General features: G+C 62.0%; 23 protein-coding genes, 5 tRNA genes and 1 pseudogene. 21 read left to right on the plus strand and 8 right to left on the minus strand.

Translation table 11 applies throughout. The features are described 5' to 3' along the window. Positions 1-60: 60 nt before the first annotated feature. Both E5E96_RS19080 and E5E96_RS19085 read right to left on the minus strand, forming a co-directional pair. Positions 61-1,020, minus strand: a complete 960-nt coding sequence (locus E5E96_RS19080; RefSeq protein WP_171282857.1) for a lytic transglycosylase domain-containing protein — start codon at positions 1,018-1,020, stop codon at positions 61-63. Next, positions 1,017-1,298 (minus strand): YcgL domain-containing protein, encoded by a 282-nt coding sequence (locus tag E5E96_RS19085; protein WP_011705994.1) that lies wholly within the window; start codon positions 1,296-1,298, stop codon positions 1,017-1,019. The genes E5E96_RS19080 and E5E96_RS19085 overlap by 4 nt, the downstream gene beginning before the upstream one ends. 107 nt (positions 1,299-1,405) lie before the next feature. On the opposite strand from E5E96_RS19085, the pseudogene minC reads away from it, so the two are divergent. The 5 genes and pseudogenes from minC to mtgA all read left to right on the plus strand — a co-directional run bounded on the left by minC (position 1,406) and on the right by mtgA (position 4,504). Continuing rightward, positions 1,406-2,127 (plus strand): annotated as a pseudogene (gene minC, locus E5E96_RS19090) (septum site-determining protein MinC). 18 nt (positions 2,128-2,145) lie between these two features. Then, positions 2,146-2,958 (plus strand): septum site-determining protein MinD, encoded by an 813-nt coding sequence (gene minD, locus E5E96_RS19095; protein WP_011705992.1) that lies wholly within the window; start codon positions 2,146-2,148, stop codon positions 2,956-2,958. Positions 2,959-2,960: 2 nt separating this feature from the next. Continuing rightward, positions 2,961-3,227, plus strand: a complete 267-nt coding sequence (minE, locus tag E5E96_RS19100) for a cell division topological specificity factor MinE (protein WP_011705991.1) — start codon at positions 2,961-2,963, stop codon at positions 3,225-3,227. Positions 3,228-3,410: 183 nt separating this feature from the next. Next, positions 3,411-3,737 (plus strand): HI1450 family dsDNA-mimic protein, encoded by a 327-nt coding sequence (locus E5E96_RS19105; RefSeq protein ID WP_016350836.1) that lies wholly within the window; start codon positions 3,411-3,413, stop codon positions 3,735-3,737. A 59-nt stretch (positions 3,738-3,796) separates the two neighbouring features. Then, positions 3,797-4,504 carry a monofunctional biosynthetic peptidoglycan transglycosylase gene (gene mtgA, locus E5E96_RS19110; protein WP_171283258.1) on the plus strand — a complete coding sequence of 236 codons (708 nt, stop codon included), beginning with the start codon at positions 3,797-3,799 and terminating at the stop codon, positions 4,502-4,504. A gap of 18 nt (positions 4,505-4,522) precedes the next feature. Here mtgA and E5E96_RS22780 read toward each other — a convergent pair whose 3' ends face one another. Continuing rightward, positions 4,523-4,657 (minus strand): hypothetical protein, encoded by a 135-nt coding sequence (locus E5E96_RS22780; protein ID WP_257119698.1) that lies wholly within the window; start codon positions 4,655-4,657, stop codon positions 4,523-4,525. A gap of 145 nt (positions 4,658-4,802) precedes the next feature. On the opposite strand from E5E96_RS22780, the gene E5E96_RS19115 reads away from it, so the two are divergent. Then, positions 4,803-5,126, plus strand: coding sequence for an HI1450 family dsDNA-mimic protein (locus E5E96_RS19115; protein WP_016350838.1), 324 nt, complete (start codon positions 4,803-4,805; stop codon positions 5,124-5,126). A gap of 41 nt (positions 5,127-5,167) precedes the next feature. Here E5E96_RS19115 and E5E96_RS19120 read toward each other — a convergent pair whose 3' ends face one another. Beyond that, on the minus strand, positions 5,168-5,479 hold the full coding sequence (locus E5E96_RS19120) for a DUF1289 domain-containing protein (RefSeq protein WP_024945319.1): 312 nt from the start codon (positions 5,477-5,479) through the stop codon (positions 5,168-5,170). After that, positions 5,480-6,352 carry a S1 RNA-binding domain-containing protein gene (locus tag E5E96_RS19125; protein WP_253264664.1) on the minus strand — a complete coding sequence of 291 codons (873 nt, stop codon included), beginning with the start codon at positions 6,350-6,352 and terminating at the stop codon, positions 5,480-5,482. A 212-nt stretch (positions 6,353-6,564) separates the two neighbouring features. On the opposite strand from E5E96_RS19125, the gene E5E96_RS19130 reads away from it, so the two are divergent. The 4 genes from E5E96_RS19130 to E5E96_RS19145 all read left to right on the plus strand — a co-directional run bounded on the left by E5E96_RS19130 (position 6,565) and on the right by E5E96_RS19145 (position 8,946). Beyond that, positions 6,565-7,779, plus strand: coding sequence for a UPF0149 family protein (locus E5E96_RS19130; protein WP_171282859.1), 1,215 nt, complete (start codon positions 6,565-6,567; stop codon positions 7,777-7,779). Positions 7,780-7,947: 168 nt separating this feature from the next. Then, the gene (locus E5E96_RS19135; RefSeq protein ID WP_016350842.1) at positions 7,948-8,418 is read left to right on the plus strand and encodes a MarR family winged helix-turn-helix transcriptional regulator; all 471 of its coding nucleotides are present in this window, start codon (positions 7,948-7,950) and stop codon (positions 8,416-8,418) included. Next, positions 8,415-8,603: a DUF4250 domain-containing protein gene (locus tag E5E96_RS19140; protein WP_016350843.1), complete on the plus strand. Its 189-nt coding sequence runs from the start codon at positions 8,415-8,417 to the stop codon at positions 8,601-8,603. The genes E5E96_RS19135 and E5E96_RS19140 overlap by 4 nt, the downstream gene beginning before the upstream one ends. Before the next feature lie 163 nt (positions 8,604-8,766). Further along, positions 8,767-8,946 carry a hypothetical protein gene (locus tag E5E96_RS19145; RefSeq protein ID WP_017408281.1) on the plus strand — a complete coding sequence of 60 codons (180 nt, stop codon included), beginning with the start codon at positions 8,767-8,769 and terminating at the stop codon, positions 8,944-8,946. Between the two features lie 96 nt (positions 8,947-9,042). On the opposite strand, the gene E5E96_RS19150 is transcribed toward E5E96_RS19145, so the two are convergent. Next, positions 9,043-9,630, minus strand: coding sequence for an FMN-dependent NADH-azoreductase (locus E5E96_RS19150; RefSeq protein WP_171282860.1), 588 nt, complete (start codon positions 9,628-9,630; stop codon positions 9,043-9,045). 225 nt (positions 9,631-9,855) lie between these two features. Here E5E96_RS19150 and E5E96_RS19155 point away from each other — a divergent pair, with 225 nt between their 5' ends. From E5E96_RS19155 to E5E96_RS19170, 4 genes are all read left to right on the plus strand, one after another. Beyond that, entirely contained in the window at positions 9,856-10,746 is an 891-nt protein-coding gene (locus E5E96_RS19155) for a DMT family transporter (protein ID WP_042006472.1), read from the plus strand. A gap of 85 nt (positions 10,747-10,831) precedes the next feature. Continuing rightward, on the plus strand, positions 10,832-12,010 hold the full coding sequence (purT, locus tag E5E96_RS19160) for a formate-dependent phosphoribosylglycinamide formyltransferase (protein WP_171282861.1): 1,179 nt from the start codon (positions 10,832-10,834) through the stop codon (positions 12,008-12,010). A gap of 128 nt (positions 12,011-12,138) precedes the next feature. Further along, a complete protein-coding gene (gene hxpB / locus E5E96_RS19165) occupies positions 12,139-12,798 on the plus strand; it encodes a hexitol phosphatase HxpB (RefSeq protein WP_171282862.1) in 660 nt (219 codons plus the stop codon). Positions 12,799-12,936: 138 nt separating this feature from the next. Continuing rightward, positions 12,937-13,140, plus strand: a complete 204-nt coding sequence (locus E5E96_RS19170; RefSeq protein WP_005301298.1) for a CPXCG motif-containing cysteine-rich protein — start codon at positions 12,937-12,939, stop codon at positions 13,138-13,140. Between the two features lie 89 nt (positions 13,141-13,229). Here E5E96_RS19170 and E5E96_RS19175 read toward each other — a convergent pair whose 3' ends face one another. Further along, positions 13,230-13,847, minus strand: a complete 618-nt coding sequence (locus tag E5E96_RS19175) for a riboflavin synthase (protein ID WP_045526759.1) — start codon at positions 13,845-13,847, stop codon at positions 13,230-13,232. Between the two features lie 130 nt (positions 13,848-13,977). Between E5E96_RS19175 and E5E96_RS19180 the strand changes: the two genes are divergently transcribed. The 7 genes from E5E96_RS19180 to E5E96_RS19210 all read left to right on the plus strand — a co-directional run bounded on the left by E5E96_RS19180 (position 13,978) and on the right by E5E96_RS19210 (position 16,442). Then, on the plus strand, positions 13,978-14,184 hold the full coding sequence (locus E5E96_RS19180) for a YaeP family protein (RefSeq protein WP_005301307.1): 207 nt from the start codon (positions 13,978-13,980) through the stop codon (positions 14,182-14,184). A gap of 146 nt (positions 14,185-14,330) precedes the next feature. After that, positions 14,331-15,710 (plus strand): MATE family efflux transporter, encoded by a 1,380-nt coding sequence (locus E5E96_RS19185; protein ID WP_139392196.1) that lies wholly within the window; start codon positions 14,331-14,333, stop codon positions 15,708-15,710. 160 nt (positions 15,711-15,870) lie between these two features. After that, positions 15,871-15,947 (plus strand) — tRNA-Val (locus tag E5E96_RS19190). 12 nt (positions 15,948-15,959) lie between these two features. Beyond that, a tRNA-Val gene (locus tag E5E96_RS19195) sits at positions 15,960-16,036 on the plus strand. A gap of 17 nt (positions 16,037-16,053) precedes the next feature. After that, positions 16,054-16,130, plus strand: a tRNA-Val gene (locus E5E96_RS19200). 121 nt (positions 16,131-16,251) lie between these two features. Beyond that, positions 16,252-16,328 (plus strand) — tRNA-Val (locus E5E96_RS19205). A gap of 37 nt (positions 16,329-16,365) precedes the next feature. Then, positions 16,366-16,442, plus strand: a tRNA-Val gene (locus tag E5E96_RS19210). Positions 16,443-16,576: 134 nt separating this feature from the next. On the opposite strand, the gene E5E96_RS19215 is transcribed toward E5E96_RS19210, so the two are convergent. Then, positions 16,577-19,006 carry a DNA polymerase II gene (locus tag E5E96_RS19215; protein WP_171282863.1) on the minus strand — a complete coding sequence of 810 codons (2,430 nt, stop codon included), beginning with the start codon at positions 19,004-19,006 and terminating at the stop codon, positions 16,577-16,579. Positions 19,007-19,191: the final 185 nt, after the last annotated feature.

The raw sequence follows: 19,191 nt of genomic DNA on the forward strand, positions 1-19,191 counted from the left end.
ACCGTTATTCCCACGCTGACGGCTTGTCCCTAAGGACAAATCCGGCGCTAAAGAGATCGATTATTCCACGATACGATCGGCCAGGGTGCCCACCGCCACCACGAAATAGTGGGAGCGATTCCAGTCGCGCAGCACCCGATAATTGGGATAGGCAAGATAGACAGCCCCACCCTCCCCATCGGGCTGCACCAGCGAGGCCTGCAGCGATGCCCGCGGCAAGTCTGCTCCATCCGCTTTGCGCACTCCGAGGGCCTGCCATGCCGACAGCACCCGAGTCTCCTCCAGCCCGACCAGCGCAGGATCCAGCCCTGCTGGTGCCCTCACCCGACGACCCCAGGTTTCATCCCCGTGCCAGCCGTTCTGATGCAGATAATTGGCTGCCGAACCAAACACATCCGCCAGATTGCCCCACAGATCCTGCTTGCCGTCCCCGTCCTGATCGACCGCATATTTGAGATAGGACGAGGGCATGAACTGCACCTGCCCCATGGCGCCGGCCCAGGATCCCTTGAGATCGGCTGGCGCCATTTTCTGCTGCTCCAGAATGCGCAAGGCGTCGAACAACTGCCCCTTGAAGAAGGCTTCACGGCGCCCCTCCCAGGCCAGGGTCGCCAGCGACGACACCAGCGGATATTTGCCGGTCAATTTGCCGAAATTGGTTTCAATGCCCCACAGGGCAACAATAAAACGAGGTTGCACATCATATTCCGCCCCTATTTTTGTGAGCAGCGGCAAATACTGACGATATAGCCGTTTGGCTTGATTGACTTTCCATTGCGGCACGGCGCGAGGAATATAAGTGGCGAGGGTCTGTTTAAATTCCGGCTGATTTTTATCGTGCCGAATGGCGACCTCGATCAGGTGAATATCGGCGAAGGCGGCGGTGACCGTCGCTGGCGAGATCCCGGCGGCCAGGGCCTCTTGTTTGAGACCCGTCACATAATGTTCAAAATCGGGGCTGGCCTGCAGCGGGTAACTGACAATCCCGCTTATCAACAACAGAGCCAGCCGACCCTTCATTCCCGCTCGGCCTTTAATTGGGCCTTGTGTTGTTCCAGCAGGTTTTCCGGTGGCGGTGGCACCTGCAGATAGAAGCCCTGGCTCTGCAGCGCCTCCATCACCCGGCTGGTGGAGGCGATCCCCAAGGGCTTGGCTGGGTCCAGTTTGGTCATCAATACCAGTTCGGGACGGCCAAATGCACTCATCAGCACCTCGGGTACGCGGGAAAAATCCTCTCTTCTTTCAACAAAAAGATAGGTCTCGGCTTTTTTGCGACTTTTATAGACTGCACACAACATGGAAATTGATATAATCCAACCGGTTTATTGCCTCTGAGGATGGCAAACTATAACATCGGGAATTGAATAACAATAACGGATTACCGTCTCTGTCTCGGGGAAGATTCATGGTTGAGCGCGATAACGAATTGAAAGGGACCACCTTCACTATTTCTGTGTTGCATATCAGCGATGGCAAACCTGAGCGGATCCGCCAGTTGCTGGCGGCCAAAGTGGCTCAGGCGCCCCAGTTTTTTAATTGTGCCCCCCTCGTCATCAATGTGGAACGGCTCACCGATATCCCCGACTTCGAACAGCTCAAGGAGCTGGTGGAATCGGAAGACTTCGTGCTGGTCGGGATCACGGGGGCCCAGAGCGAGGCGATGAAGACAGCGGCCAAGGCGGCCGGACTGGCGGTGATGGCCTCCGGCAAGAGCCGCAAAGCCGAGCCGCAACCCCAGCCAGAGCCGGCTCCAGCCCCGGCCCCCATCGTCGAGGTGAAAGCCGTGCCGGCTCCGCTGATAGCGAGCAAGGTACATGTGGGCCCGGTGCGATCCGGTCAGCAGCTCTATGCCGCCGGCACCTCGCTGGTGGTGCTGGGCTCGGTCAGTCCGGGCGCCGAAGTGATCGCCGACGACAGTATTCATATTTATGGCACTCTGCGCGGCAGGGCCATTGCCGGTGCCAAGGGCAACCCCAGGCACGGATCTATTGCCAGCAATTGCAGGCCGAGCTGCTCTCCATCGCAGGCACATTCCAGCTGAGCGATGCATTGCCGGCCGGCCTCATCCAGCAGCCGGTTCATGTCCGGCTGGATAACGAACAACTCCGTATAGACCGTATCAAATAGAGTTACAAGGAAGCGAGAATGGCGCGAATCATAGTCGTTACATCGGGTAAAGGTGGCGTTGGCAAGACCACAACCAGCGCGGCCCTGAGTACCGGTTTAGCTCAGCGTGGCCACAAGACCGTGGTCATCGATTTTGACATTGGTCTGAGAAATCTGGACCTCATCATGGGCTGCGAACGGCGCGTGGTGTATGACTTCGTCAACGTCATCAATGGCGAGGCCAACCTCAACCAGGCCCTCATCAAGGACAAGCGCTGCGAAAATCTGTTCATCCTGCCCGCCTCCCAGACCCGGGACAAGGACGCCCTCACCCGTGAAGGGGTCGAGAAGATCCTGGATCAGCTGACCGAGATGAAGTTCGACTACATCGTCTGCGACTCCCCGGCGGGGATCGAAGCGGGTGCCCTGATGGCGCTCTACTTCGCCGACGAGGCCATCGTCACCACCAACCCGGAAGTCTCGTCGGTGCGCGACTCGGACCGCATCCTCGGCATCCTGGCCTCCAAGTCCCGCCGCGCCGAGCGTGGCGAAGACCCGATCAAGGAACACCTGCTGCTCACCCGCTACTGCCCGACTCGCGTCAACCGTGGCGACATGCTGAGCGTGCAGGACGTGCAGGAGATCCTGGCCATCAAACTGCTCGGGGTGATCCCGGAGTCCCAGGCGGTGCTGCGTGCCTCCAACTCGGGGGAGCCCGTCATCCTGGACAAGGAGTCCGATGCCGGTCAGGCCTATGAGGATGCCGTTGCCCGTCTGCTGGGCGACACCAAGGATTTTCGTTTTCTGGAAGAAGAAAAGAAGGGCTTCTTTAGCCGACTGTTCGGGAGTTAAGCATGTCATTATTGGATTATTTTCGTTCCAACAAGAAACAGAGCACCGCACAACTGGCCAAAGAGCGGTTGCAGATCATCGTGGCTCACGAGCGTTCATCCAGAGGGGGGCCGGATTACCTGCCCCAGCTCAAGCAGGATATCCTCGACGTGATCCGTAAATATGTGCAGATCGACCCTGACAAGATCACGGTCCAGCTGGACAAGAAGAGTGATGAGTTGTCCGTGCTGGAGCTCAACATCACCTTCGCCGATGACAAGAAGGGATGAGCTGACGCCCTATGCGTGACCCCTTCCCCCAATGAAGACCGGATCCTGTGCCAGGATCCGGTTTTTTATTGCCACGGCACCGCCAGCCGTACTCGCCAAGCAAGCAGGGGCCAGCTAGAATACCGCGCGCCACCGGCCGGCCTTGCCGACGGTTTTTTTATTTTCAGCTGGAACAGACCGCTTATGTCTTTGAATGACGAAATGCACAGCGTCGAGGAACTGCTCGACACCGCTCTGGAACTCTTCATGGAGCTGGCCTCCGACAACCTGCCGGAGCAGGAGATTGCCCGCTTCAATCAGGAGTTCAACGATCGCGGCCTGCTGGCGGAAACCGATCCGGCCGATGACTGGGAAGCGGATGTCGGGTTCGAAGTCAGCGACGCCGACTATGCCGAAGTCTGGATCGGGCTTGGCAACGAACAGGAAGAGTACGAGCACCTGTTCGCCCGCATGCTGCTCTCCCGCCGTGTTGACGAGAAGTTCTGCCACATCGAATGGCTGCCCCAATAATTCCGGATCCCGATGATCCCAGCCACTACGTCTGGGAGCCAGAACCGGAGCCCGACCCCGTGCGTCCCGCCCTCGCCAGACGCCTGCTGAGCGGGCTCGGCAAACTGCTGCTGGCGGCACTGCTCAGCACCATCGTCTCGGTGGCATTGCTGCGCTTCATCGATCCGCCCATGTGGACCTGGCGCCTCGAGCGGGCGCTGTTTCCACCGGCCAAGGTGGCCGAGGTGAAGCACGACTGGGTACCGCTCGAGCAGATCTCCCGCGAGCTGCAACTGGCGGTGATCGCCGCCGAAGATCAACGCTTTGCCGAGCACAACGGCTTCGACATGGATGCCATCAGCTCGGCGCTCAAGCACAATCAGCACAGCGAGCGGGTGCGCGGCGCCAGCACCCTCAGCCAGCAGACCGCCAAGAACCTCTTCATGTGGAGCGATCGCAGCTTCCTGCGCAAGGGGATCGAGGCCTGGTTCACCCTGCTGATGGAGCTGGGCTGGGACAAGTCCCGCATCCTCGAGATGTACCTGAATATCGTGGAGTTCGGGCCCGGCATCTACGGCGCCGAGGCCGCAGCCAGACACTACTTCGGCAAACCGGCCACCCGCCTGACCCGCTACGAGGCCTCCCTGCTGGCCGCCGCCCTGCCCAATCCCTGGCGCTACCGGGTCAAGCCTCCTTCACCCTACGTCCAGCAGCGCTCGGCCTGGATCCGCCGTCAGATGGGCCAGCTGGGTCAGATCACCCTCAACAAGGTGCATCAGGCCGATTGACGAGCCGGCCGCCAAGGCTCAACTACTGGCGGCCGGATCGTCTGCCGGCGGGCCCAGATGGCCGCCGACGGTGCCCCGATGCAGCGGCAGATAGTGCCACCACCAGGCCTCTCGCCGCCGTTTGATCTGCTGTCGCCTTGTCCGTCGTTTCATGGCACCTCTCCCTTGGCCATTCCCCCTTCAACCATACCCCTTTGCCGGCGCCCTTGCCCAGACCCGGCGCACCATGGCCACTGGTCTGGCCGCCACCGCCAATAATTGCTACAGTAGCGAACCTCGATGTATCTGGAGTGATTTCATGGAACAGCGTACCCCGGATCAACTGGTCGAATGGGCCTATGATCAGTTTCTTGAGCAGGCCGCAGACATGCTGGCCCCCGAACAAATCGTCGACATCACCCTGGAGTTCGAACAGCGTGGCGCCGTCGAGGCGACCCTGCCCAACGCCGACTGGTCAGCCGAACTCGGTGTGCCGGTCGACATGGAGCGCTGGGTCGAGGTGTGGGTCGGCTTGCTGGATCATCAGGAGGAGTTTGAGGTGATTTTTGCCACCTTCCTGCTGCCCCGCCATCTCAATGAGCACGATGTCCACGTGCGCTGGCACCGCCAGCAACAGGCATGAAAAAGGCGCCCTCGGCGCCTTTCTCTTTTCTGCAAAGCCCTTCAGGGGCGGGCCGCAATGGCCTTGACCAGACAGCGGCGGCACCAGCAGGCGCTGGCCTCCCCCATGGGCAGGGCCGGCAACTGGCTGCACCAGCACTCGGCGATGGGCGCGCCGGCTGACACGGCGCAGAAGGCCGGTTCACCGCAGCCGGGGCAGCGATGGGTGCTGGTTGAACCGTCCAGCTGCGCCATCACCGCCAGCTGGGCATCACTGTCCATGGCGGACCAGCGACCTATCTCGGTCAGGGTACGGCCACAGCCGAGACAAAGGCCGTCCTTCGCCTGACAATGGCCAATGCAGGGGCTCGGCACTTATTCGCCATCCGGCGTGCTATCAGCAGCCACGAGCGTGATGCAGTTGTCCTCGAGCACAATCTTGCCTTGCTTGTAGAGGCCGCCGATGGCCTTCTTGAAGGTGCCCTTGCTCATGCCGAGCAGCTTGTAGATGAGCTCGGGTTCGCTCTTGTCACCCACCGCCAGGCTGCCGCCCAGCTTCTTGAGACGGGCCAGGATCAGCTCGCCGGCATCGTCCATCCGCGCCATGCCCGGCTTTTGCAGGGTCAGGTCCAGCTTGCCGTCGTCACGCACCTGCTTGACCCAGGCGGTCAGTGGCCGGCCCGTGGTCACCCGGCCAAACACCTCGTTCTTGAACAGCATGCCGGCGTATTCGCCGTTGACGATGGCCTTGATGCCGAGTGGCGTGCGCTCACCGGGCAGGGCAGTCACTTCGTCACCCGCCTTGAAGGGGGGCTTGTCGGTGCGCAGGAAGCGCTCGAGGCGGCTGGTGCCTACCATGCGCCCCTCGTGATCGAGCATCAGCCGCACCAGATAGACGTGGCCCACCTGCATCGGCTTGTTCTGCTCACGGGTCGGCACGAACAGATCTTTTTTCATGCCCCAGTCGAGGAAGGCGCCGATCTTGTTGGCATTGACCACCTTGAGGCCGACGATGTCGTCCACCATGGCAAACGGCTTGTCGGTGGTGATCACCGGCTCGCAGTCGGCATCCAGATAGAGGAAGACCTTGACCTCACTGCCCTCGGCCACCCCTTCCGGCAGTTGGCGTTTGGGCAGCAGCAGCTCGCCATATTCGTCGGCCGCAAGCCAGGCGCCGCGCTCTTCGAGTTCGACTACGGTAAGGGTGTTCATCTTGCCAATCTGTAGCATGGTGTTCTCTTCTTTCATTGTCCGGATGGCCAATTTTTCATTGTCCGTATGGGCGCGCATGTTACCCCAAGAGCGGTAACAGGGCCTAGTCCCTTGCCCTGTTCGCGGGTGATTTTCAGGGCCTTTTGGCCACATTACGGCGATATAATCGCCAGTCAGCCGCCCTTTAGCTGCAAATAACCCCACTTTTGGGTAGACTTCGCCGCTGTCAAAATCCAGAGGAACTGTCGATGAATCCATCCACTCGTACCCGTCATCTCAATCAATGGATCCAGACCCACAGTGGGCAGGACATGACCTACCCGGCGCTGCACGGCTTTTTGTGCGCCCGCCTGGTCGGGCCGGATGCCCCTGACTGGCAGGCCCCGCTGGCCGGTCTGTTGCCCCATGACGCCGAGCTGGATGAGAAGAGCAGCGACGCGCTGCACCATCTGATCGCCGAGCTGGAAGCCCAGGCCGATGAGGCCCAGCTCGCCCTGCCGAGCCAGTGCCGCCTCTCCACCGAGAGCCCGGAGCAGGTCTTCGAGCAGAGTCACCCGCTCGGTCAGTGGTGCTACGGCTTCAGCCAGGGCTTTGCCACCTGGCCCAAGCCCAAGGATCTGAACGACCCGACCACCCAGTATCGTTTCAGCCTGGCCGCCGAGCTGAGCCTGTTTCGCGACAAGCCCATGGCGCAGATGCTGCACTCGGCCGCCGGCAGCGACCTCCCCTTCATGGAGTTTTGCAAGCGCCAGCGCCAGAACATGAAGACCGCCCTCAACCAGCTGCTGCAACTGGACGAGTATCAGGCCGTGCCAAGCTCGGAGCAGGCGCTGGACAGCCAGCAGGCCGAGCAGTGGCAGCAGTGGTTCGAACTGGCCGATGCCAGCCGCGATCCGCACAGCCGCCTCGGCTGGTTCGACAAGGTGATCGCCGACGCCGAGCCGCTGTTCGACGCCGCCTTCTGGCAGCAGATTGCCGGCCACGGCTGGAGTGCCCACGAAGCGCGCCCGCTGCTGGCCGCCCGGGCCGGACGGGCCGACTGCCTGCTGCGCCTCGGCCAGCTGGAACAGGCGCGCAACGAATATCTGGCGCTGCTCGAGCTGTGCGTGGCCGACGAGCTGGGTTGCCGCTATCCCCTCTCCAGCCTCTATGCCCTGCAAGGGGAGTGGCAGGCGCTGCAGGACCTGCTGGTGCGCTTTGATGAAGCCTCCAGCTGGCTGCTCTACAACAAGGCGCTGATGACCTTCGTCTGCGCGGGTGCCGAGGCCGCGCAGCCGCTGCTGAGCGCCGCCATCAAGGCCAACGCCCATGTGCCGGCCTGTCTGCTGGGCCAGCGCAAGCTGCCCAAACAGGAGCCCCACAGCTGGCAGGCGGGCAGTCGCGACGAGGCCGCGCTCTACACCCTGCAAAGCCGCGAGGCCTGGCTCAAGCACAACGCCTTGATCTGGCTGCGCAAAGGCTGAGCCGCAGCCACAAAACCAGCCTCGAACAGACCCGGTTGCGGCGGATGACGTGCGCAACCGCACATTTCTCTGGTGCATGTTCAGACAAACGGCCTTGTGTTACGTATCATCAAGGCCAAAGTATCAAGAGAAACTGCACCCGATGCAGCCGTCACAGCAGGATGTCATATGTCAAAGATCATAGAGCTGCTTGCCCACTATCCCCCCTATCAGCTGGTTCACGCCGCCGAGATGGTGCGCGACACCTTTGAGCAGTTTTACCAGCAGCGCTATCAGCTGACGGTGCCCCAATGGCGCCTGATGATGGTGCTCGGCCCCAACTACCCCATCAGCCAGAAAGAGCTGGTCGAGGCGAGCGGGATGGACAAGGTGCGGATCTCCCGCGAAATTCACCGGCTGGTGGAGAAAGGGATCCTGTTCACCGAGAGCAGCGAACACGACAAGCGGGTCAGCCTGGTCTCCTTCACCCAGGCGGGGCTCACCCTGTTCCAGCAGCTCAAGACCGAAGCGGGCAGCTGGCAGCACACCCTCACCGACTACCTGCCGGCCGAGGCACGTCAATCCATTCGTCTGCACCTGCAAAGCGTCAGCGACGCCATCGAACAACTTCACCTGCTGGATAGCGAGCGACCCTCATGAACCTGAACAATTTTGCCACCATGGACGTCAACATGCTGCTGAGCCTGGTCAACATGCAGCTGCGTGATCGCTTCGATGATCTCGATGATCTCTGCAAGGCGCAGGATCTCGACAAGGCGGCGCTGGTCGCCAGGCTGGCCAGCGGTGATTTCCACTATCAGGAAGATCAGAAGCAGTTCAGATAGGGATCCGGATCACAACCCGGCCCATGCCGCTGGCTCCGGCGGCAAAAGCTGCTATGGTGATGGCTACCCCGGTCAACTGACCTGCGGCAAGAGGTACGGATACATCTTGCTGTCACAGACCGCGGTTAGCCTTCTACTCACCAGCCGCAGCCAAGGATGACCCATGATGTTCCTGACCCGCCCGACCAGCCTGATCACCCTCTGTGCCCTGCTGATGATCAGCCTCTTCTCACCGCGCCTGCCCGACAGCGCCGAGCAGTGGCTCACCACCCTGCTGCTGGGCTCCCTGGTGGCGGTCTGCCTGATGGTCGGCAGCGGCTGTCGCCGCTTTCTGCGGGATTGACCTGCCCGGCCCCATTCGCCACAAGGCCCCAAAACAGACAACGCAGCCCGAGGGCTGCGTTGTCGCTTTCTGACGTCTGGCAAATTGCCGTCTTGATCAGAGTGCCAGGGTTTCCAGCTGGCCTTTGGCCTGCTCGATGCCCTTGGCCTGGGCATCCGGGCCCATGCCCATGCCTTCGGCGTAGATGAAGTCCACGTCCTTGATGCCGATGAAACCCAGCACGGTGCTCATGTAGGGGGTCACCAGATCGGTGGCGCTGCCGACGTGCATGCCGCCGCGGGGGCTGATCACCAGGGCGCGGGTGTTTTCCACCAGGCCGACCGGACCGGTTTCGGTGTAACGGAAGGTGACACCGGCGCGGGCCACCAGATCGATCCAGTTCTTCAGCTGGGTCGGGATGTTGAAGTTGTACATGGGGGCGGCAATCACCACCAGGTCGCTTGCCTTCAATTCGGCAACCAGCTCGTCGGACTGGGCCAGCACGGCCAGTTGACGCTCATTGAGGTTCTCACCACCGCGCAGGCCCATGGCCAGCTCGCCATCCAGCACCGGCAGGTTCAGGGACGCCAGATCACGCACGGTGACGGTGTCGGACGCATGGTCGGCCAGGAAGCCGTCGATCAGGGCGTTGGATTGGGAATATTGGCCCAGGATGCTGGACTTGAGTACGAGGATATTGGCCATGGTGAAACTCCATTTGGTTGTCGGTTGAACAGCGGTGCTGTCGATGGAGGTCACTCTAAACATTGGGCTTCTATACAGATAGCGAAAATAGATGCTCAACTTATTCAAAATATTTGATGTTAGCTCACTCTCTCGCCAGCCACCGCTCCCCCACCCCGCCAAGGCTTGGCAGAACAAACGATTGCCGTTATGATCCGCCGCACTTTTTTCAGCGTTCCGGATCCCATGACACCCTCGCGCAGGCACTCTCCCTTTGCCGGTGCAGTCTGGATGATGGTAGCGGGCCTCTGCTTCGCCGCCGTCAACAGCCTGAGCCAGTATGTCAGCTTCAAGCTCGGCCTCCCTTCGACCCAGGTCGCCTTCCATCAATATCTGATTGCCCTGGTCTGCCTGCTGCCCTGGCTCATTCGGCACGGTCTGCGCCAATCGCTGATGACCAACCAGCTACGGCTGCACCTGCTGCGGGTCGCTCTCGCGGTGGTCGGCATCCAGTTCTGGCTGTGGGCGCTGGCGGTGCCCGTTCCCATCTGGCAGGGCATCGCGCTACTGATGACGTCGCCGCTGTTTGCCACCCTGGGGTCGGCGCTCTTTCTCAAAGAGCAGGTGAGCCGGGCCCGCATTCTGGCGACCCTGGCCGGCTTTGTCGGCGCCATGCTGATCCTGGCCCCCTGGACCGACGATTTCAGCTGGGCCTCCCTGCTGCCGGTGGCGGCGGCCCTGTTCTGGGCCGGCTACTCCTTGCTGGTGCGCTATCAGGCGGCGAGCGAGTCGTCCCACACCATCGTCGTCTACCTGCTCATCTTCAGCACCCCGTTCAACGCCATGCTGGCGCTGCCGGAGTGGCAGTGGCCGAGCGAAACCCAATGGCTGCTGGTAGCTGCCTCCGGCGTGCTGTCGGCACTGGCCCAGATGTCCATCGCCCGCGCCTACAGCGTGGCCGAGGCCTCGTTCGTGCAACCCTTTGATTTTGCCAAGCTGCCCATGAACGTGCTGGCCGGCTGGCTGGTGTTTGGCTGGGCGCCGCCCGGCCGATTGTGGCTCGGGGCCGCCATCATCATCGGCGCCATCACCCTGCTCACCCATCTGGAGCAGCGAGCCCACAAATCCGTTTCCTGAGGTACGCCATGCGTGCCTCTTTTTTTGCCCGCTATTCGTGCGATAGCGGCCATCAACCATCACTCACGACATCAGGAGAGATCACATGTTTGGAACCGCTACCCGCCCCGGCGCCACCCGCGCCCTGCTGCTGGGCTCCGGCGAACTTGGCAAGGAGGTCGCCATCGAGCTGCAACGCTTCGGCATCGAGGTGATCGCCGCCGACCGCTATGCCGATGCCCCCGCCATGCAGGTGGCGCACAGAGCCCATGTGCTGGACATGCTGGATGGCGACGCCCTGCGCACCCTGGTCAACGAGGTCAAACCGGACCTGATCATTCCCGAGCTTGAAGCCATCGCCACCGATACCCTGGCCGCCCTGGAGCAGGAAGGGGTCAAGGTGGTGCCGAACGCCCGCGCCACCCAGCTCACCATGAACCGGGAGGGGATCCGCCACCTCGCCGCCGAGACGCTGGGCTTGCCCACCTCCCCCTACCGCTTTGCCCAGAGCAAGGAGGAGTTCGTTGCCGCCGTTGACACCATCGGCCTGCCCTGCGTGGTGAAGCCGGTGATGAGCTCGTCCGGCAAGGGCCAGAGCGTGCTGCGCGATCTCGCCAAGCTTGACGAGAGCTGGACCTATGCCCAGGAGGGCGGTCGCGCCGGCCGCGGCAAGGTGATCGTCGAGGGCTTCGTCCCCTTCGATTACGAGATCACCCTGCTCACGGTGCGCGCCGTCGATGGCATCCACTTCTGTGAGCCCATCGGCCATCGGCAGGAAGATGGCGACTACCGCGAATCCTGGCAGCCGCAGGCCATGAGCGAGCTGGCGCTGGCCCGTTCCAAAGCCGTGGCGGCCAAGGTGGTCGAGGCGCTCGGTGGTTACGGTCTGTTCGGGGTCGAGCTCTTCATCAGGGGTGACGAGGTGTGGTTTAGCGAGGTTTCGCCGCGCCCACACGACACCGGCATGGTGACCCTCATCTCTCAGGATCTCTCCGAATTCGCCCTGCACGTGCGCGCCATTCTGGGGCTGCCCATCGGCACCATCACACAGTACGGGCCGAGCGCCTCTGCCGTGGTGCTGCGAGAAGGGCACAGCCAGGACATCCGCTATCAGGGGATTGGCGAAGCGCTGGCCCTGGTGCCGTGTGCCCAGTTGCGGCTGTTTGGCAAGCCGGAGATCGCCGGTCGCCGCCGACTCGGCGTGGCGCTGGCCCGGGCTGAAGATTGCCCCACCGCCGTCGAGCAGGCCAAAGCGGTGGCCGCCAGGGTGGACGTGCTCTTCTGACCGCTGTTTTTTGTCTCGCGCAAACAAACGTTTGCCTGCGTGATCCGGCGCAAGGGGCATGGCAATGCCCCTTTTGCATTGAGGCGCCTCGCTTATAATCCCCCCTTCACCTATGTCAGGAGTACAAGATGTTAACTGCCGTGATCTTCGATATGGATGGTGTTCTGATCGACTCGGAACCCTTTTGGCAACGGGCCCAGATGGCCGTGTTCTCCGAGCTGGGTCACCCCCACACGGTGGAAGATTGCGAATCGACCATCGGCGTGCGCATCGATCAGCTGGTGGCCCACTGGTATCGACTGCGCCCCTGGAGCGGCCCCAGCCAGGAAGAGGTGGTGCAGCGCATCCTGGATCGGGTCAACGCGCTGATCCTCTCCGAAGGTCAGGCCAAGGCCGGTGTGCTGGAGGCGCTCGATCTTATCGAGGATCGCGGCCTCAAGGTGGGTCTCGCGACCTCCTCCCCCTTTGCCATGGTGGAAGCGGTGCTCGGCAAGCTCGGCATTCGCGATCGCTTCCTGGCGGTTCACTCCGCCGAGGTGGAGCGCTTCGGCAAACCACACCCGGATGTCTATATCCACGTCGCCGAGAAGCTGGGAGTGGAGCCGGTGCATTGCCTGGCCATCGAAGACAGCTTCACCGGCCTGCTGGCGGCCAAGGCGGCCTCCATGACCGCGCTGATCGTGCCGGACCCCGCGCTGGTGGGCGATCCCCGTCTGGCCATTGCCGATCATCAGCTACGCTCGCTCACCGAGCTGGATGCCGAGATGCTGGCCAGCTGGGTCAAGTAAACAACAGGCAGGTGCTGTCGGACTGACCTTCTGCCTCCCTTGATCCCGGTCATAAACGTGCGCTTGCTCGCGGTCAGGACAGAGCGAACCAACTAGAATCAGGGGAGATAGGCGGCCCACGGGCCCGAGGAGGTCATCATGATCGAGTACACCAGCAAGCGCATCGTCTGCCCCCACTGTGGCCATCATACCCGGGTCGAGCTGGATGCCAGCCAGGGGGATCAGGAGTTCTACGAGGATTGCATGGCCTGCTGCAACCCCATCCACCTGCGACTGCATCGGGATGAGGCACGCGACTGCCTGCAACTGTTTGTGGACGCAGACGACGAACAGATGTTCTGACTGCGAGTGAACGCACCCACAAGATCGCCAAGGGCCTGCATGATGCAGGCCCTTTTCAATTGCAAATCCCTGAGGGCGCGTTGGTCAGCTTACCCCGGCTGACGGGCCGCCAGTACCCGCTCCACCGTGTCGACGATGGCCTGGGTCTGGGGATCGATCTCGATGTTGGTGTGCCAGCCGGCTTTGACCCAACCCAGGTTGGTGCGAGCCAGCGTCTCGGGAATGAGATTGACGCAGAACTCGTTGCTGCGCACTTCCCCCACGGTGAGGCTGATGCCGTCGATGCCGATGTAACCCTTGGTCAGCACGTATCTCATCAGTTCGGGGGCGAGGCGATACCACACCTGCCGGTTGTTGGGAGTGTCGATGACCGAGACGACCTGTGCGGTGCCCATGATGTGGCCGGACATGGCGTGGCCGCCAATCTCGTCGCCAAAGCGGGCGGCCCGCTCCACGTTGACCTTGTCCCCCGGCTGCAGCTGGCCGAGGTTGGTGAGGCGCAGGGTCTCCTGCATCAGATCGAAGCTGACCAGCTCCCCCTCGACCCGAGTGACGGTCAGGCAGCAGCCGTTGTGGGCCACGGAGGCACCCAGCGCCAGCCCCTCGCCCCAGGCCGGGCTCGGCATGCGGATCACGTGGGTACGAAAGTTGGGCAGCTCGTCGATGGCCACCAGTTCGGCGGTCCCCTGTACTATGCCGGTGAACATGTCTCGTCTCCTGCTACGAAAAAAGGCAGGGTAACCTCGCCCCGCGCCCCAGACAAGCGCGCTGGCTGACAAGCGGGCAGCCGATCGCTATAGTGACGGCATTCAAACCAGCGCTGACAAGGAAATAAAAATGCAGGTATATCAATGCTGTGAGGCCATTCGCATCGCCTACAACCAGATTGGCTCCGGGGAGCAGGGCTATGTGCCACAGGCCATTGCCGCCACCATCAGGGCGCTCAACGCCGTGGCATCGGATGAGCGGGTACCGGCGGATCTGCGCGAACAGGCCGCCTACGCCGCCGCCAACCTGCTGATCAGCGATCACGAAGACGCCTGATCCGGCCCTTGCGCCAAACGTTTCGTCCCGGATGAATTTCAGGCTAGAATGACCCCCCCGCACTTTGCATTCCCGTTTCGGGAGTGCAAAGGCTCTTCCCGTTACCCGCTCTTTTTACGCTTTATCTGATCCACTCGGAGGTGTCAGTGCAACGTTATTGGTCCGAGGCGAGGCAACTCGTTCGTCTAGCCAGTCCCATTCTGGTGGCCCAGGTGGCTCAAGTCGCCATGAGCTTCGTCGATACCGTGATGGCAGGCCAGGTCAGCGCCGTGGATCTCGCTGCGGTGTCGGTGGCCTCCAGTTTCTGGCTGCCGATCATCTTGCTGACCCAGGGCATCATCATGGCGCTCACCCCCATCGTCTCCCAGCTCAACGGGGCCCGCAAACGGGACGAGGTACGCCCCGCCGTGCATCAGGGCTTCTGGCTGGCGCTGATGGTGATCCCGATCGCCATGCTGGCGCTCTATTTCAGCCCGTTGGCGCTGCACCTGATGAAGGTGGATCCCGTCATGGCCGCCAAGACCACCGGCTTTTTGCACGCCATCATGTGGGGCCTGCCCGCCTTCGTGCTGTTCCAGGTGCTGCGCAACTTCAGCGAGGGACTCTCCCACACCATGCCGACCATGGTGATCGGCTTCGTGGGGCTGGCGGTCAACATTCCCGCCAACTATGTCTTCATCCACGGTCACTTCGGCATGCCCAAGCTCGGTGGCGTGGGCTGCGGCGTGGCCACCGCCATCGTGCTGTGGGCCATGCTGCTGGCAATGATCGTCTATGTGAAGCTCTCCTCTCATTTCAAGGAGATCAACCTGTTCTCCCGGCTCGCACGCCCCAATGGCAGCCGGATCTGGCGCCTGTTCCGCTTGGGCTTCCCCATCGCCATGGCCATCTTCTGCGAGGTGACCCTGTTTACCGTTGTGGCGCTGATGCTGGCACCGTTCGGTGCAGAGACGGTGGCGAGCCATCAGATAGCCCTCAACTTCTCCAGCCTGGTGTTTATGCTGCCCTTGTCGATTGGGGTGGGTGTCACCATCCGGGTCGGCCACAGCATCGGCGAGGGTCAGCCCGAGCACGCCCGCGTCGCCGCCCGCACCGGCCTGATGCTGGGCATGGCGGTAGCTGCCGGTACCGCCGCCCTCACCGTGCTGCTGCGTGAGCATATCGCCAGTATCTACACCGACGACCTGCAAGTGATCACCCTCGCGGCCATACTGCTGTTCTTCGCCGCCATCTATCAGATCTCTGACTCGGTGCAGGTGGTGGCCGCAGCCGCCCTGCGCGGTTACAAGGACACCAAGGCGATCTTCTACGTCACCATCGTCGCCTACTGGGGACTGGGGCTGCCCACCGGCATGATCCTGGGGCTGACCGACTGGCTGGTGCCGCGCATGGGGCCGCAGGGCTTCTGGATCGGTTTCATCGTCGGCCTCACCGGCGCCGCCCTGATGCTGGGCGCCCGCCTGCGTCATATCTATGGCCGCTTTGCCAGCCCGGAGGCCTGCAGCGCCCTCTCCAAGGCGCAATAGGGCAAACTCGCCTGCAAAATCAACAGGCTGCGCAAGAACTGGGCAAACAGTCTGCTTTGTGCGTGCGGCCTGTTGACAGCCTTGGGGGGCATGGGTAGTATGCCGACCACGCCAGCAGTGCTGGTGTGGTGAAACGGGTTTCTGACCCGGTTTGCAAAGTGGGTTTATAGCTCAGTTGGTTAGAGCACTACCTTGACATGGTAGGGGTCGTTGGTTCGAATCCAATTAAACCCACCACTTTTCCGTGATGCGTCCTTAGCTCAGCTGGTTAGAGCACCACCTTGACATGGTGGGGGTCGGTGGTTCGAATCCACTAGGACGCACCATCATGGAAACCTGTTATGCGTCCTTAGCTCAGCTGGTTAGAGCATCACCTTGACATGGTGGGGGTCGGTGGTTCGAATCCACTAGGACGCACCATAACAGCTTGAATATATTGCAGATATAAGTTTGATACAGGCTTATAGCTCAGTTGGTTAGAACAGTACTTTGACATGGCGTAGGCGATGTCGTTGGTTCGAATCCAATTGAATACAGATGTGGGTTTATAGCTCAGTTGGTTAGAGCACTACCTTGACATGGTAGGGGTCGTTGGTTCGAATCCAATTAAACCCACCACTCCCCTGCAATCAGATAAAGTCGCCTTGCGCACCCTGCGTCCTTAGCTCAGCTGGTTAGAGCATCACCTTGACATGGTGGGGGTCGGTGGTTCGAATCCACTAGGACGCACCAGATTAGAAAAGCCCGCTCCTCGAGCGGGCTTTTTGCATCTCCCCTTTCCAGCTTCTCTCGGCATCCTCACGGCTGAACCCACCATACGCTCAACCATGCCTGGCAGGTCAACATCCCCGCCCGCTCCACGCCGCTTAAAAGAGATCGAGCTGCTGGCCGCAGATCCGCTCGAACGACTCGCCGATAAAGGGGAGGATCGCATCGGCAATGGGCCGCAACTGCTTGTCGATGTAGTGCTCGTAGTCGATGGCGCTGCGCCGGTATTCCAGCGGCTCGGGGCCATTGAGAGTCATCAGGTAGGCGATGGAGCCCCTGTGCTGGTAGCGCTGGGGCAGGCCGCGGCGCAGGTTCTCCTCGTCCGCCAGACGCGCCGCCCGCACATGGGGTGGCACGTTCTTCTGATACTCCTCGAGTTTTTGGCGCAGCCGCTTGCGATAGACCAACAGCTCGTCGTGCTGGCCGGCCCGGGTCTCGTCCACCATGGTGCGCACATAGCCGCTGGGATCCTGGTCGTGAAACACCATTTCATAGAGGCGGGTCTGGAACGCCTTGGCAAGGGGCGTCCAGTCGGTGCGCACCGATTCGAGCCCCTTGAACACCAGCTGCTCCTCTTCACCTGCCTGATGGCCCGCCACCAGCCCTGCATAGCGCTTCTTGCTCCCCTTCTCCAGCCCACGAATGGTGGGCATCAGGAAGCGGCGATAGTGGGTCTCGTACTGGATCTCCAGATAGCTCGGCAGGTTGAACTCGCGCATGATCAGCGCGGCCCAGTTGTCGTTGATCATCTTCGCCAGCCGCCGGCCAATCTCGTCCGCCTGCTCGGGGCTGGCATCCCGCCCCAGGTGCACGAAGGTGGAGTCGGTGTCGCCATAGATCACCTCGAAGCCCTCCCCTTCGATCCACTCCCGGGTCTGCTGCATGATGCCGTGACCGCGCAAGGTGATGGAGGAGGCAAGCCGCGGGTCGTAGAAGCGGCATCCCCCCGAGCCCAGCACCCCGTAGAAGGAGTTCATGATGATCTTGATGGCCTGGGAGAGCGCCTTGTTGCTGGCGGCCTTGGCCCGATCTCGCGCCGCCCACAGAGTAGCGATGAGATCCGGCAGGAAGTGCCGCTCGCGGGAGAACAGGGCGCCGCGAAAGCCAGGAATGGCGTGCTCGGGATGCTGCAGCCCCTCGATGAGCCCCATGGGGTCGATGCAGAAGGTGCGGATGATGCTGGGATAGAGGCTCTTGAAATCGAGCACCAGCACGTGGCGATAGAGGCCGGGTCTGGAGTCCATCACATAGCCGCCGGGGCTCGCCAGTCCGCCGTCGGCTGGCAGATTGGGGGCCACGTAGCCGCCGCGATGCAGCCGCGGCAGGTAGAGGTTGGTAAATGCCGCCACCGAGCCACCGACCCGGTCCAGCTCAAGGCCGGTGAGGGAGGCACGCTCGATGGCAAAGGGGATGAGGTGGCAGAAATCGAAGATCTCCCACACCAGCCTGCAATCTTCCAGGTTGTAGCGGGCCAGCGCCTCCTTGTCGGAGTGGAACAGCTCGGTGATCTTCTCCCCCCGGTTGGCCACGTCTTCGATATCCTTGCCGCGGCCGAGCAGCTCGCTCGCCACCGCATCCAGGCTGTAGCTGGCAAACTGCCAGGTGGCGCTCTTCAGCGTGTCGATGCCATCCAGCACCATGCGCCCGGGGATGATGACGCTGCCGCTCTGGGGGTCATTGCGCGACGATCGCCAGAAGCAAAGCTCGTGGCCGCGCCCCAGCCGCAGCCGCCGCTTGTTGAGCTCGGCGCGGCGCAGCAGCAGGCGAAAGTCGAAGTTGACCACGTTCCAGCCGATGACCAGATCCGGGTCATGCCGCACAAACCAGCGCTCCAGCGCACTCAGCAGGGCGCTCTCGTCCGCCACCCATTCGACCTGGGTACCCCAGCTGTCGGCATCCGCCTCCGGCGTACCGATCATGATGACCCGCGCATCCCCTTCGCTGTAGAGCCCCACCGAGAAGAGGGCCCCGTCCATGGCGCACTCCACGTCCAGCGACACCCAGGAAAGGGTCGGCGTCACCGCCTGCGGTGCGCAGCGCGCCTCGTTCACCTCCCAGTAGCCGTGCTTGCCCCCTTTCTTGAGGGTGCGCCCCTCGAAGCGCACGCCGGCGGTGATGAAACGCTCCATCAGGTAGCGCTCCGGCAGCCGGATATCCGCCTCGAAGTGCTCCAGCCCGCGGATGAGCAGCAGCTCGATGGCGCGGTGAAAGGCGCTCAAGGTGGCAAAGTAGCAGCCCACCACGGCGCGGCCATCGAAGGTGTGCATCGGCAAGCGGCGAAACCGCCCGCTCACCCCCGCCCCCTTGAACAGCTCGGCGGCTTCTTCCATGTGGCTCTGTGGCAGGAAGAAGACCGGCTCCTGTCCCGGCACCACCAGTCGCACCGGCCCCTGCGCGCTCCAGAGCCACATCACGATCTCGGTGCGTTCGCCATGCCCGTTGCGACCACGCACATCCCGCCCGTGACGGGTCAGGATGAAGCCATCGAGTGGCAGAGTAACGGGAGGAACAGGCTGGATCTCGGTCATGCAGGCTACTGGGGTCAACGCTGGGATGGAATCATTGTACGTTCATACAGTGCTTTGCTGCAATCGGCACGCCCAGCCGCCATGGCCACGCCAGGCTGCGAGTCGCGCCGCAAACTGGTAAGCTCGGCCAGACTGGCAGCCACTGCCGGTGGCGGCTTTATTCGCCACTCCATTCACCCAACACC

Source organism: Aeromonas sp. 1805, assembly GCF_013085525.1.
Taxonomy (GTDB): domain Bacteria; phylum Pseudomonadota; class Gammaproteobacteria; order Enterobacterales; family Aeromonadaceae; genus Aeromonas; species Aeromonas hydrophila.

Bases quoted from the DNA above. Each gene is read 5' to 3' on its own strand.
- E5E96_RS19180 (WP_005301307.1), top strand. From the start codon at position 13,978: ATGCAGGTATATCAATGCTGTGAGGCCATTCGCATCGCCTACAACCAG.
- E5E96_RS19140 (WP_016350843.1), top strand. From the start codon at position 8,415: ATGAACCTGAACAATTTTGCCACCATGGACGTCAACATGCTGCTGAGC.
- E5E96_RS19155 (WP_042006472.1), top strand. From the start codon at position 9,856: ATGACACCCTCGCGCAGGCACTCTCCCTTTGCCGGTGCAGTCTGGATG.
- minD (WP_011705992.1), top strand. From the start codon at position 2,146: ATGGCGCGAATCATAGTCGTTACATCGGGTAAAGGTGGCGTTGGCAAG.
- E5E96_RS19145 (WP_017408281.1), top strand. From the start codon at position 8,767: ATGATGTTCCTGACCCGCCCGACCAGCCTGATCACCCTCTGTGCCCTG.
- E5E96_RS19215 (WP_171282863.1), bottom strand. From the start codon at position 19,006: ATGACCGAGATCCAGCCTGTTCCTCCCGTTACTCTGCCACTCGATGGC.
- E5E96_RS19115 (WP_016350838.1), top strand. From the start codon at position 4,803: ATGGAACAGCGTACCCCGGATCAACTGGTCGAATGGGCCTATGATCAG.
- hxpB (WP_171282862.1), top strand. From the start codon at position 12,139: ATGTTAACTGCCGTGATCTTCGATATGGATGGTGTTCTGATCGACTCG.
- E5E96_RS19130 (WP_171282859.1), top strand. From the start codon at position 6,565: ATGAATCCATCCACTCGTACCCGTCATCTCAATCAATGGATCCAGACC.
- E5E96_RS19175 (WP_045526759.1), bottom strand. From the start codon at position 13,847: ATGTTCACCGGCATAGTACAGGGGACCGCCGAACTGGTGGCCATCGAC.
- E5E96_RS19135 (WP_016350842.1), top strand. From the start codon at position 7,948: ATGTCAAAGATCATAGAGCTGCTTGCCCACTATCCCCCCTATCAGCTG.
- purT (WP_171282861.1), top strand. From the start codon at position 10,832: ATGTTTGGAACCGCTACCCGCCCCGGCGCCACCCGCGCCCTGCTGCTG.
- E5E96_RS19170 (WP_005301298.1), top strand. From the start codon at position 12,937: ATGATCGAGTACACCAGCAAGCGCATCGTCTGCCCCCACTGTGGCCAT.
- E5E96_RS19085 (WP_011705994.1), bottom strand. From the start codon at position 1,298: ATGTTGTGTGCAGTCTATAAAAGTCGCAAAAAAGCCGAGACCTATCTT.
- E5E96_RS19125 (WP_253264664.1), bottom strand. From the start codon at position 6,352: ATGAAAGAAGAGAACACCATGCTACAGATTGGCAAGATGAACACCCTT.
- minE (WP_011705991.1), top strand. From the start codon at position 2,961: ATGTCATTATTGGATTATTTTCGTTCCAACAAGAAACAGAGCACCGCA.
- E5E96_RS22780 (WP_257119698.1), bottom strand. From the start codon at position 4,657: ATGAAACGACGGACAAGGCGACAGCAGATCAAACGGCGGCGAGAGGCC.
- E5E96_RS19105 (WP_016350836.1), top strand. From the start codon at position 3,411: ATGTCTTTGAATGACGAAATGCACAGCGTCGAGGAACTGCTCGACACC.
- E5E96_RS19150 (WP_171282860.1), bottom strand. From the start codon at position 9,630: ATGGCCAATATCCTCGTACTCAAGTCCAGCATCCTGGGCCAATATTCC.
- E5E96_RS19080 (WP_171282857.1), bottom strand. From the start codon at position 1,020: ATGAAGGGTCGGCTGGCTCTGTTGTTGATAAGCGGGATTGTCAGTTAC.